Raw genomic sequence first — 11,599 nt, forward strand, 5'->3', positions numbered from 1 at the left:
TGTTTACAATTTTAGATATCTTTAGTTTGGTTTCTCCCTCATTGCGCTGTAACTTTAGAAGTCGACGATATTAAATCGCTTCTCATCTTCAATCAGCGATTGGTGCGCTAGTGCGTTCGATGTCATTTCGTGTTGTAATACCCGAACATCAGCGCTCTGCCACCTTTTTTTATCAAACCAACAGTCTAAAAAAGTTATAACATTATGTTTACAGCCTGTATTGTAGGCGCCAGTGGTTATACTGGCGCTGAATTAATAAAAATTATTAGTCAACATCCGCAGCTAACACTGACGCACTGTTTCGTATCTGAAAATAGCCAATACCAAAGTATGCTTGTTAGTGACGTACACCCACAGTTAAGCGGTATTTGTGACTTACCACTACACGCTTTAGCAAGTACTCATATAGCGAGTATCCGCAACGACTTTGATGCAATTTTCTTAGCCACACCGCACGAATTTAGCCATGACCACTTGCCTGCGATGCTGAATGGCAAAGCCGTGGTATTTGATTTGTCAGGGGCATACCGCCTGCCCAACACCCAAGTGTTTGAAACTTTTTATGGTTTTGCACACCAGCACCCGCACACACTTAAAAAAGCCGTCTATGGCCTAGCAGAATGGTATAGCGACAATATTAAAATGGCCCAGTATGTCGCGGTAGCTGGCTGTTACCCTACTGCCTCACTATTAGCGCTTAAACCGCTTATTGAAAATGACTTACTTGATCTCAGTAAATTGCCTGTTATAAATGCCACCAGCGGCGTCAGCGGGGCTGGCAAAAAAGCTTCAGCCACAACCAGCTTTTATGAGGTCAGCTTACAAGCATATGGCGTGCTAAATCATAGGCATACACCAGAAATAGAAAACTATGCAAACACACCGGTTATATTCACGCCTCATTTAGGTGGGTTCAAGCGGGGAATTTTAGCCACACTGACTGCGTTCACAAAATCAGGTGTGAGCTTGCGCGATATTCAAAACGCTTTTGACAGTGCTTATGCTCATCAACCCTTAGTCAGGGTAAAAGACAGCATGCCGAAACTTGATCACGTTATCCACACCCCTTTTTGCGACATTGGCTTTGCCTTTGACCCAACAAAACAGTGTGTGGTAGTAACGAGCGCCATAGACAATCTTTTAAAAGGCGCATCATCGCAAGCCGTTCAGTGCTGTAACATTCGACTTGGCTTACCACAAACCATGGGCTTAATTTAACATGGCAAATCCAAACAATGCACCATTACCGGTGGTCATAAAAATAGGCGGCAGTTTTTTCGCTTCCCTTACTAAAACCGCAGACAATGAATTGCTGTCAACAATCCGCATACTGCAAGCTAAAGGTCGAAGTGTTGTATTAGTCCATGGCGGCGGTGAGCAAGTACTAGAAAGATTAAACGACCTAAACATTGTCAGTACCCGTAAAAATGGTTTGCGCGTTACACCCGATGAACATATGCCCATTGTTACGGGTGTGTTAGCGGGTGAACTTAATAAGCAACTGGTAGGCGAATGTGCGAAATATTCTATAAACGCGGTGGGCATCAGTTTAGCCGACGGCAATATGGCGAATTGCACGCAGCATCCTGCTAACATTGGCGCGGTAGGCGTTCCTACAGCGAATAGTTCAGCCTTGCTTAATGTGCTAATGCAGGCGAATATGGTGCCTATAGTAGCCTCGATTGGCAAAGATGAAGCCGGCCGACTTTACAACGTTAACGCCGATCATGCTGCTATTTGCATTGCGCAACTTCTGCACACTAAGCTCTATTTTTTCGCGGACATTAGCGGCGTACTAGACAGTAAAAAAGCTTTATTAGCGACGCTGAGCGCAAAGCAGATTGATGAATTGATACAGCAAGGCGTCATTACAGACGGTATGGCGGTAAAAGTAAACGCCGCGCAGTTTGCGGCCAAAGAAATTGGTCAAAGTGTTACTATTGGCAGTTGGAATGATGCGTTTAAAATACTCATTGATAATGCTGTTTGCGGAACCGAGATACTATATTAACTACAACCGAAAATAGTGAATACAATTGAAATTCAAAAAGGAAAACCGTGTGAATTTATTAAGTTTCAGCGACTGGACAGCAAAAGACGCCAATTCACTGCTCAATTTTGCCATTACGCTCAAACAAACTCCCGAACGTTTTGGTCAACCCCTTGCGGGTAAGTCGGTCGTAGCGCTATTTGAAAAACCATCTTTGCGCACCCGCATAAGCTTTGACATAGGCATCAATAAACTGGGCGGCCATATGGTATATGTGGACACCCAAGGCCAACCCATCGCAAAGCGCGAAGATCCCAAGGACGTAAGCGCCAATATCGCCCAGTGGGCCGACGCCATCGTTGCCCGAGTGCACAAACACAGTACTTTAGAAGAGTTAGCCTCGCTGGGTAACATACCGGTTATAAATGCACTTTGCGACATTTACCACCCGTGCCAAGCACTTGCCGACTACATTACTATGAAAGAAGCATTTGGTGAAATCAAAGGCAAAACCCTTGCCTACGTGGGAGATGGCAACAATGTAACCCATTCTTTGCTGATACTAGGGGTTTTATTGGGCTGTCATCAAGTGGTCATTACCCCAAAAGGCCATGAAATAAACGCAGGCATCGCCCAAAAAGTCGCGAAAATGGCCAGTGAATCAGGTGTAAACTTCAGCGTTAGTAACCATATAGAAACGCTGACAGAGGCAGACGTAATTTACACCGACACCTGGGTGTCGATGGGAGATGACACGCCCTTAAGCGAAATCAAACACAAATTCATGCCCTATCAGGTAAACAAGGCACTTATGGAGCAAGCCGGCGCAAGCTACGTGATGCACTGCCAACCCGCGCATAGAGACCTTGAAATTAGCGGTGAGCTTATGGATTCACAGCAGTCCTTACTTATGCAAGAAAGCAAAAATCGCCTGCATGCGCAAAACGCGATCCTTTGTTATTTATTAACCGAATGTGATATTAGTCAGTTTTAGAGGTCATTGTGAGAAATACAGCAAACAAACCCAAGTTAGATGTGAAAAAAGTCGTACTAGCCTATTCAGGCGGATTAGACACCAGCGCCATTGTGCCATGGTTAAAAGATAATTATGGCTGTGAAGTCATTGCTTTTGCCGCCGATGTAGGTCAAGGCGCAGATGAGTTAGAAGGTTTGGAAGAAAAAGCCATCGCCTCAGGCGCCAGCGAATGCCATATTGTTGATTTAAAAGAACAGTTTGTAAAAGACTTTATTTACCCCACTATTACCACCGGCGCGGTATACGAAGACGATTACTTACTAGGCACCTCTATGGCTCGCCCAATCATCGCTCAAGCACAAGTTGATATAGCACGTAAGGTGGGCGCCGACGCATTAAGCCATGGCTGCACTGGCAAGGGTAATGATCAAGTCAGGTTTGAAGGCGCATTTGCCGCCCTCGCCCCCGACCTGCCGGTAATTGCCCCATGGCGCGAATGGGATATGGTTTCGCGCGAAGACTTACTTGACTACCTTGCCAGCAGAAACGTGAAAACAAGCTCCTCAGCAACCAAAATTTATAGCCGCGACGCCAACGCATGGCATATTTCTCACGAAGGTGGCGAGTTAGAAAATCCGTGGAATGCGCCTTCTAAAGAAGTGTGGACCATGACAGTCGATCCTGAAGATGCGCCAAATACACCAGAACTGGTCAGTGTCGTGTTTGATAAAGGCGGCTTAACCCACGTAAACGGCAAAGCTTTATCACCCTACAATGTGCTAGTTGCACTTAACCGCATTGGCGCTGCCCACGGCGTTGGCCGTATCGATATTGTTGAAAACCGCTTAGTTGGCATGAAGTCTCGCGGCTGCTATGAAACACCCGGCGGCACTATTATGATGAAAGCGTATAAGGCACTTGAGTGTTTAGTGCTCGACAAATCTGCGTTTAAATTTCGTGAGCAAATCGGTTTAGAATACGCCCATGTAATGTACGACGGTCGTTACTTCACCGCCATAAACGATTCATTGTTAGCAGCGGCTAACAGTTTTGCTCAGCTTGTCAGCGGTGAAGTTGTAATTAAACTTTATAAAGGCAATGCCACGGTGGTGCAGCGCCAGTCGCCCAACAGCTTATACAGTGAAGACTTCGCCACCTTTGGCGCCGACGACGTATATGACCAGTCTCACGCAGAAGGCTTTATTAGACTGTTTAGTTTATCTAGCCGCATTAGTCACATGAACAAACAAAAATAAAGGAATACCGCTATGGCTTTATGGGGTGGACGCTTTCAGGCAGGCAGCAGCGACATGTTCAAACAGGTAAACGATTCATTACCCTTTGACCATGTTATGGCCGTTGAAGACATATTTGGATCAATTGTGTGGTCGCGTGCACTCAAGCAAGCGGGCGTATTAAGCGCAGATGAACAATCTCAAATTGAGACTGTTTTAAGCGATTTACAAGTGCTAGCACAGGATGGGAAAATTGATTTTGCGGCTTCAAACGAAGAAGACATTCACAGCTTTGTTGAAGCTTATCTAACCGATAAGCTTCAGGATTTAGGCCGTAAATTACACACCGGGCGCAGCCGAAACGATCAGGTAGCTACCGACTTCAGACTGTGGGTAAAAAATCACTTAGCATCGCTTAAACAAGACTGCGTCAACTTACTTGGCGCATTACTACAGTGCGCCAATAGACATCAAACAACGGTTATACCCGGGTATACTCATCTGCAGCGCGCCCAGCCCATATATTTTGCGCACTGGTGCTTAGCCTACGTTGAAATGCTAAAGCGCGACATAAGCAGAATTGATGATTTAAGCCAAAGAATGAATCAGTGCCCACTTGGCAGCGGCGCATTAGCGGGCACCACTTTTGCGGTAGACCGCTATCAGATAGCCGAAAGTTTAGGCTTTTCAAGCCCATGTTTGAATAGCTTAGACGCTGTTTCAGATCGTGATTTTGTGCTTGAGCTTTTATTTGTGGCCAGCACCAGTATGATGCACCTGTCGAGAATGGCCGAAGATTTAATCTTCTATAACTCAGGCGAAGCTGGGTTCTTGCAGCTGTCTGATAATGTCACCTCTGGTTCCTCGCTTATGCCGCAAAAGAAGAACCCTGATGCACTTGAGCTTATGCGTGGAAAATGCGGGCGGGTATTTGGCCACCTCCAAGCGCTATTAGTCACCATGAAAGGCCTGCCCTTGGCCTACAACAAAGACATGCAAGAAGATAAAGAAGGCGCCATAGACACCGTTAATCAGTGGCATATTTGCCTATGTATTGGCGTAGAGGTGTTAAACGGTATGGCGCTAAATGAAGAGGCTGGCCGCAAAGCGGCCCAGCAGGGCTATGCAAACGCCACCGAACTGGCTGATTATTTAGTCGCTAAAAACATTCCTTTTAGAACCGCCCATGACATTGCGGGCAAAGCCGTAGTAGCCGCAATTGCAAAAGGCGTAGCGCTTGAAGAAATGAGCATCGATGATTTACAGGTAATGCATAAAGATATAAAAGAAGACGTATACCCGTGGCTTGCACTAGATGCGGTTTTAGATAAACGTGACCAGCTAGGCGGCACTAGCAAAAAAACGGTGATGCGGGCACTTTATGTTGAATTAGAAAATTGGGTCATGTTAAAAGCGCAGTGCAAACATGATGGTTAACGTAAAATTTTTGGCACTTTGTTTATTTTACGGCTCATTAACAATAGCAATAAAGGTAGCGACTAAATGAGTCTATCTCACCAAGACAGCGTGCGTCTGTTTAGAAACTCGGCACCTTACATGAACGCACATCGCGGCAAAGTATTTGTGATCATGTTTGGCGGCGAGGCCGTGCTAAGCGAAAATTTTGATCGCCTTATTCAAGACATCGCGCTATTACACAGCTTGGGCATACGCATTATTATTGTACACGGCGCACGGCCGCAAATTGACGAGCGCCTAGCCTTTCGCTCTATACAGTCACAGTTTGTAGATGGCCTGAGAATAACCAACAAAGCCACGCTTGAGTGCGTCAAAGACGCAGCAGGGTCTTTACGCAGCCAAATAGAAGCTCTGCTAACCCTTGGGCTGCCAAATTCACCCATGCATGGCGCACGCATTAGGGTGTGTTCTGGCAATTTAGTGATTGCTAAACCTTTAGGGGTAGTAAACGGTATTGATTTTGAAAACACCGGCTCTGTACGCCGGATTGACGTTAGCGGCATTCAAGATCAGCTCAATATTGGCTCTATTGTTTTACTCTCGCCAATGGGCTATTCACCCACAGGGGAGGTGTTTAACCTTTCGCATGAAGATGTTGCCACCCAGGCCGCGATTTCTTTAAAAGCCGACAAGCTCATTACCCTATCAGAATTTGACGGTATTTTTCAGCTTCAGAAACTTATTAGAACCATCGAGTTAGACAGCTTAAAACCCTTAATTGAAAACAAGGAAATTCAGGCGGAAAGTACTTGTTTAAGCGCTATGATAGACACCGTCGCAGCGGGGATTGACCGCGCACACTGCGTCAGTTATCACAATGACGGCGCATTATTAAAAGAACTATTTACCCGCGATGGCCACGGCTCGTTAGTGATGCAAACTCACTATGAGCAACTGCGCACCGCTATTGTAGACGACGTGGGCGGTATTTTAAACCTAATCAAGCCTTTAGAAGAAAGCGGGGTGCTATTAACACGCTCTCGCGAAAAGCTCGAAAACGAGATTGAAAGATTCACTGTGATTGAGCGCGATGGCATGACAATCGCCTGCGCGGCCCTCTATATATTTCAAGAAGAGCGCATGGCAGAAGTGGCCTGCGTGGCAATCCACAGAGACTACAGAGGAAAGCATAGAGGCGAAAGGCTTATGCAGGCGCTTAAAGATAAAGCGCTTGATTTGAACTTAACGCAACTTTTTGTGCTTACTACCGTAACAAGCCACTGGTTTTTAGAGCAAGGCTTTGTCGAGCAGAGCATTGAAGATTTGCCCCGCTCCAAAAAAGATATTTATAATTTCACGCGCAAATCTAAAGTCTTTGTATTGCCCCTGTAAAAATGAGCTCACGCCTAATATCCATATTGTACGTATGTTTCTTACGCTTTACTTTTTAATTTCAATAAGCGCTACGCTATAAGCCTTCAAGCGCTGCGCTATAAGCCTACAAGCTCACACGCTTGTAGGGTCTATATTGGGCTTTCCATACATTACTTCTTATACGCTGCTCTAAGGCTTCATCATCAAGTGCTGATGCATATCCTTGCTCCATCGCCACTTTGGCCACTGCATAGGCTATCTTTCTTGATAGACCACTTATTTTGGTTAGGCGCGGTAGTAAATCAGCTGACTCACCTTTAGCTAAGGGCGACTCTAATGCTAGGGCGTTACTGGCCGCCATGATCATTTCATCACTTATACGACTTGCTTTTGACGCAATTACGCCAAGTCCAATGCCCGGGAAAATATAGCTGTTGTTACACTGCGCGATAGGAAACACCTTGTCTTCATACACCACTGGATCAAAGGGCGAGCCAGTCGCAATAACCACCTTACCTTTAGTCCATTGTATCACTTGCTCTGGACGCGCTTCAACTTGCCTAGAAGGGTTGCTTAATGGGAAAATGATGGGGGTATCGCAGTGCTCTGCCATGGTGGTAATAACTTGCTCAGTAAACAAACCAGGCTGGCCTGACACACCAATCAAAATATCGGGCTTAGCGCAGTTTACAACGTCTAATAATGATGCGTATTCACCACTGTAAGTCCACTGCGCTAGGTTACTAAGAGGCTGCGCCAACTTTAGCTGAAAATCACGTAAGTCTTCCATTCCTTCGGTTAATAGACCAAAACGGTCAATCATAAACACGCGAGCACGCGCTTGGGCTTCATCTAAACCTTCAAATATCATTTGCTGAACCAGCATCTCGGCAATACCACAGCCGGCTGAACCCGCCCCCACAAAAGCCACTTTCATACGAGATAGTAAATCGCCGCGTGCGCGACATGCCGCTAATATGGTGCCTAAGGTGACTGCCGCAGTGCCTTGAATATCATCATTAAAACAACACACCTTGTCGCGATACTTTTGCAGTAAGGGCATGGCATTTGGCTGCGCAAAATCTTCAAACTGGATCATCGCTTCAGGCCATCTGGCGCTGACTTCTTTAATGAACATGTCTAAAAATTCGTTATATTGACCTTGCTCAATACGCGGATGCCTAGCGCCCATATACATGGGATCATCTAATAATTTTTGATTATTTGTGCCAACGTCTAGCATAACCGGCAAGGTATACGCAGGACTTATGCCGCCACAGGCTGTATACAGTGAAAGCTTTCCAATAGGAATGCCCATACCACCGATACCTTGGTCACCTAAGCCCAAAATACGTTCGCCGTCGGTTACTACAATAACCTTCACTTTGCGCTTAGTGGCATTACGTAAAATGTCGCCCATTAAATGGCGTTCGTCATAGCTAATGAATAAGCCACGTGAAGAACGGTAAATGTCAGAAAAACGTTCACACGCTTCTCCTACCGTAGGGGTATAAATAATAGGCATCATCTCTTCTATGTGTTTTTGTAATAATTTATAAAAGAGTGTTTCGTTGTTATCTTGAATAGCACGCAAGTATATATGCTTGTGTAGAGGGCTTACAAAACTTCTATACTGCATGTAAGCGCGTTCAACCTGCTCGTCAATAGACTCGTAGCGCGGCGGCACTAAGCCCAAAATATTAAATGACTTACGCTCGCGTTCCGTAAACGCGCTGCCCTTGTTCAATAAGGGCGTTTCCAGCAATGCTGAACCCGCATAATGCGTATATAAATAGCGTTGTATATCGTTTGCAGACATGTTGGCCTTAGCGATTAATGGTTAATTTAAAATAAGTCATCAAATACTGGTTCTTGCTTTTTGCCTGCTTCAATAGGCAAGTCGAACGAGTCTTGATTTACAAAAGTAGTTGGCTGCGTGCCTTTTTTAAAATATTCAAAAGTAGATGATGAATCAGTTTTACGTGTTAATAAACCACTTTTTCTGTCTATTCTCACTCTTACAATATCCACAGGTATCGGATTGATCACCTCGGGCGTAGCGCTAAGCGCATTCTCCATAAACATTATCCACGCCGGCTGAGCTGTTTTCGCTCCGCTTTCGCCGCCAATAACGGCATTTCCGATATAGTTAAAGCGTTCTGGATTTTTATTGATTAAATTTTGATTACGCGACGTTCTGCCCAACTGGCGCACGTTATCATCAAAGCCGACCCAAGAAGTCGCCACCAAGTCACCCGCAAAACCTGCAAACCAAGTGTCGCGTGAATCGTTGGTGGTGCCGGTTTTACCGCCAATATCATCGCGCCGTAATATATTGGTCGCTCGCCACCCGGTGCCTAGCCAGTAAGTGTCATTGCGGCCATTACCGCGCACTGCTGTGCGCATCATTTGGGCGACCAAAAACGCCGTTTGAGGGGGGATTACCTGAGGCGCTGACTGCATTATGCGCCTTTCCTTTTTGGTAATAACGGTAGAATTAGGGCTACCACTGTTATTAAACTGCGCCGCCAGGCGAGCCTCTATATAAGCGTCTCTTTGCCTTTGCAGCGCAGATTGCTCTTTTGCCAACTGCGCTGGCGGTTTTAGACTACCGTCAAGGTTGTAAGCATCGCAGGGGTCGCACGCATACACAGGTTCAGCCTGCCACATAATATCACCAGCACCATTTTCTATACGATCAATAAAGTAGGGGCGAATAGCAAAGCCGCCGTTAGCAATTATGGCTATACCGGTGGCAAGTTCAAGCGGGGTATGCGCGCCAGAACCAAGCGACATGGTTTCATCCAGCGGAATTTCTGAACGTTCAAAACCAAACTTCGTCAGATAATCTCGAGTAGCGCTTAGTCCTACCCCCCTTAGTAGTCTTACCGACACAACGTTTTTAGACTTGCCTAAAGCAACGCGCATACGAATGGGCCCATCGTATAAGGGAGGTGAGTTTTGTGGCCGCCAAGCAACACCTGAAGACGCATCCCACTGGTTGATAGGTGCATCGTTCATGACACTGGCAACGGTATAGCCATTGTCGAGTGCCGCGGCGTAAATAAATGGTTTAACGGTTGAGCCTATTTGACGCTTTGCTTGAGTAGCACGATTAAACTGACTTTGAAAAAAACTGAAGCCTCCTACCAGCGCATCAACTCCGCCATTAAAAGGGTTCACGGCCACAAACGCACCCTCTACCAAGGGCAATTGAGACAGTTGCCAAACATTGTCATGAGGTCGCTGGCGCACGTATATAAGCATGCCTTGATTAACAATGTCACTGCCTAATTTGGGATCTGGCCCTTGCTTTTCATCATTAATGTAGGCTCTCGCCCAATCGAGTCCATCCCAAGTAATAGTAAATTCGCCATAATCTAGGGTGAGTACTTCAATACTTTGCGCTTGCGTCTTAAGCACAAGCGCAGGGATCAAAGCGCCTATTACTGGTGTATCATGCAGTATTGCTTCAAGCGTAGACTGCTGTGGCCTTTCAAAGGGTCCATACTTAAGGGTTATTTTCTCAGCGTCTATTTTCGATAAAGGCAATGACAAGCCTTCTTGTGCTAATACATTTGCACTGAGCGGCTTCCAGATTTGCGCTATAGGTCCTCGATAACCATGGCGTTCATCGTAGTCGTGCAAATTTCTAATAACGGCTTTTTCAGCCGCTGCTTGATGAACGGAGGTAGCCGTGGTAAATACTCGAAAGCCACTTGTTTCAGCAATTTCTTTACCGTAAATAGCAATCATTTCATTGTAGACTACGTCGGCTAAATAAGGCGCGCTCATGTCTAGCTCGGCACCGTGTCTTTTCCCGGTAACAGGTGCAGATGCAGCCTCGTCAAACTGTGCTCTTGTAATATACTTTTCATCGAGCATGCGCAGCAGTACTATGCGGCGGCGTTGCTTTGACAACGCAGGATTACTGATAGGGTTTGAGGCAGACGGACGCTGGGGTAAACCTGCGATAGTCGCAATTTGCGCTAAATTGAGTTCGCTAAGCGGTTTACCATAGTAAACCTGCGCAGCCGCGCCAACGCCAAACGCTCGATGCCCAAGCTCAACCTTATTTAAGTAAAGCCCGAGTATTTCATCTTTACTGAGTTCTTGCTCCATCTTCAGCGCAATAAACACTTCTTTTACCTTTCGAGAGTATTCTTTTTTACGGGTTAGGCCGAAAAACCCTCTCGCTAACTGCATGGTTAACGTAGATGCGCCTTGGCCTTTTTCTCCCGTTACCACTAAATTTAAAACAGCCCGCATAACCCCAATTGGGTCAACGCCAATGTGTTCGTAAAAACGGCTGTCTTCGGTCGCAATAATGGCCTGTACCAAGGTCTCGGGGACTTCATCTAAAGAAACCGGTATTCTTCTTTTCACACCATACTGCGAGATTAACTTCCCATCTTTGGTATAAATTCGCATAGGTGTTTGCAGTTCAACGTCACGCATCAGCTCAACGCTTGGAAGCTCATCTTTATAATAGACATAAAGGCCGGCAACAGTTCCTATGCCGAGTAAGACTGCTGACAGACAAATGATGAAAAAGATTTTTAAATACTTCACAAGTGATATTTATCTCAAATAATTGGTGAAAAA

The 11,599-nt window shown here is 45.8% G+C and carries 8 protein-coding genes; 6 read left to right on the plus strand and 2 right to left on the minus strand.

The genetic code is table 11. From position 1 onward, the window contains the following. The first annotated feature begins 204 nt into the window (after positions 1–204). The 6 genes from argC to argA all read left to right on the plus strand — a co-directional run bounded on the left by argC (position 205) and on the right by argA (position 7,012). Positions 205–1,218: an N-acetyl-gamma-glutamyl-phosphate reductase gene (gene argC, locus GPUN_RS13010; protein ID WP_006007580.1), complete on the plus strand. Its 1,014-nt coding sequence runs from the start codon at positions 205–207 to the stop codon at positions 1,216–1,218. 1 nt (position 1,219) lies between these two features. Beyond that, positions 1,220–2,011: an acetylglutamate kinase gene (gene argB, locus GPUN_RS13015; protein WP_006007582.1), complete on the plus strand. Its 792-nt coding sequence runs from the start codon at positions 1,220–1,222 to the stop codon at positions 2,009–2,011. A gap of 49 nt (positions 2,012–2,060) precedes the next feature. After that, a complete protein-coding gene (locus GPUN_RS13020) occupies positions 2,061–2,984 on the plus strand; it encodes an ornithine carbamoyltransferase (RefSeq protein WP_006007584.1) in 924 nt (307 codons plus the stop codon). 8 nt (positions 2,985–2,992) lie between these two features. Continuing rightward, the gene (locus GPUN_RS13025; protein ID WP_006007586.1) at positions 2,993–4,222 is read left to right on the plus strand and encodes an argininosuccinate synthase; all 1,230 of its coding nucleotides are present in this window, start codon (positions 2,993–2,995) and stop codon (positions 4,220–4,222) included. Between the two features lie 12 nt (positions 4,223–4,234). Beyond that, positions 4,235–5,638, plus strand: a complete 1,404-nt coding sequence (argH, locus tag GPUN_RS13030; protein WP_006007588.1) for an argininosuccinate lyase — start codon at positions 4,235–4,237, stop codon at positions 5,636–5,638. A 66-nt stretch (positions 5,639–5,704) separates the two neighbouring features. Beyond that, complete coding sequence (gene argA / locus GPUN_RS13035) at positions 5,705–7,012, plus strand: amino-acid N-acetyltransferase (protein ID WP_006007590.1); 1,308 nt, start codon at positions 5,705–5,707, stop codon at positions 7,010–7,012. 106 nt (positions 7,013–7,118) lie between these two features. Here argA and GPUN_RS13040 read toward each other — a convergent pair whose 3' ends face one another. Together GPUN_RS13040 and GPUN_RS13045 are read right to left on the minus strand one after the other, a co-directional pair. After that, entirely contained in the window at positions 7,119–8,813 is a 1,695-nt protein-coding gene (locus tag GPUN_RS13040) for an NAD-dependent malic enzyme (RefSeq protein WP_006007593.1), read from the minus strand. A gap of 26 nt (positions 8,814–8,839) precedes the next feature. After that, complete coding sequence (locus GPUN_RS13045) at positions 8,840–11,566, minus strand: penicillin-binding protein 1A (protein WP_040521155.1); 2,727 nt, start codon at positions 11,564–11,566, stop codon at positions 8,840–8,842. Positions 11,567–11,599: the final 33 nt, after the last annotated feature.

Origin of the sequence: Glaciecola punicea ACAM 611, assembly GCF_000252165.1 — a bacterium.
GTDB classification, from domain to species: domain Bacteria; phylum Pseudomonadota; class Gammaproteobacteria; order Enterobacterales; family Alteromonadaceae; genus Glaciecola; species Glaciecola punicea.